Annotated in this window: 1 protein-coding gene and 1 pseudogene; both read right to left on the bottom strand. The window is 70.6% G+C overall.

Annotation, left to right across the window (positions count from 1 at the left end):
- Positions 1–304 (bottom strand): annotated as a pseudogene (locus J7E68_RS18825) (ABC transporter ATP-binding protein); the annotation flags it as partial.
- 289 nt (positions 305–593) lie between these two features.
- Positions 594–1091, bottom strand: coding sequence for a methylated-DNA--[protein]-cysteine S-methyltransferase (locus tag J7E68_RS18820; RefSeq protein WP_215175074.1), 498 nt, complete (start codon positions 1089–1091; stop codon positions 594–596).
- Positions 1092–1216 lie beyond the last annotated feature (125 nt).

The following is a 1216-nucleotide window of genomic DNA, read 5'->3' as shown; positions in this document are numbered from 1 at the left end:
CCGGGTGGAGCACGAACGGGCGGCGCAGCCAGACCAGGAGGGCCTCGCCGAGGGCCAGGCCGAACACGGCGAGCGCGCCCCAGGCGATGGCGTCGATCGCCCCGGTCTGCACGGGACCGCGGATGATCTGCTCGAGCACGATCGGGATCATCAGGGCGATGATCGCCGCGACCAGCGCGCTGGCGGCGCCACCGGCAAGCCGCCAGATGACCGGCTTCACGAAGGGCTTCAGGCGCCACAGTGCGGCCGGGGTGGAGAGCGAGGAGGAAGGGGAGGCGTTCTGCGATGAAGGCGAGGAAGACATGTCTCTCAGACGAGTTTCGTATGGGGAAGCGGTTGCTGAAGGGGACGGACGCAGCGAAGGACTCTCGGAGTCCGGCGTCCGGCGAAGTCGTGCGTGTCGGAAAGGGCTCTAGCGGAGCGGGCGCACCGGGGTCGAGCCGAGAGCGGCGATCTGCACAGCGGCGATCGATGTCATGGTGTCCTCCTCAGGGGCTCGGCGATGTCGTCCGGTCGGTGCGACAGCCCACCAGCCTATTCCTGTGAACAAGCTGAGCGCAAGAGTGATTCCCGATCCGTCGACCGCTTCTTCGTCAGCGCTCCCCTGCTTCGCGCGCCAGCAGGCTCGATTTGACGTCGAGCCCCCAGGCGAAGCCGCCGAGCGTCCCGTCTGAACGCAGCACCCGGTGGCACGGGACGAACAGCGCGGGCGCGTTGCGGGCGCAGATCGACGCGGCGGCCCGCACTGCGCGAGGATTGCCGAGCCGAGCGGCGAACGACGTGTAGGTGAGGGGCTCGCCCGGCTCGATCCCGCGCAGCGCCGACCACCCCGCGAGCTGCAGCGCCGTGCCTGTCTGCGCGACCTCGACCTCGTCGATCGCGGCCAGGTCACCGTCGTAGAACGCGCGCACGGCACCCGCGGCATCTGTCTCCCCCGACTCGACGTCGGCCGGGCGGGTGGCCGCTGACAGCCGCGCGAGGATCGCTTCGTGATCCGCGGTCCAGCCCGAGGCGAGCACCCGCTGCCGGTCGTCGGCGAGGATCGTGAAGGCACCGTCGACGGTGTCGAGGGTCTGGATGATCGCGGTCATGAGGTCTCCTTCGGAACGGTGGTGCGGGTCGCGCGTGCCGGTCGCACCGGGGCCGCGCGCCAGAGATGCGCACTGAGGTAGCTGCGCCAGGGGGCGGCACGCTCGGCCCACGCGACCAGCGACGC

The organism is Microbacterium sp. ISL-103 (assembly GCF_018613995.1).
Classification (GTDB): domain Bacteria; phylum Actinomycetota; class Actinomycetes; order Actinomycetales; family Microbacteriaceae; genus Microbacterium.
The sequence above is the reverse complement of the archived record's forward strand: the minus strand, read 5'-3'. Positions and strand labels throughout refer to the sequence as shown.

Coding starts and splice junctions, on each gene's coding strand:
- J7E68_RS18820 (WP_215175074.1), bottom strand. CDS start 1,091: ATGACCGCGATCATCCAGACCCTCGACACCGTCGACGGTGCCTTCACG.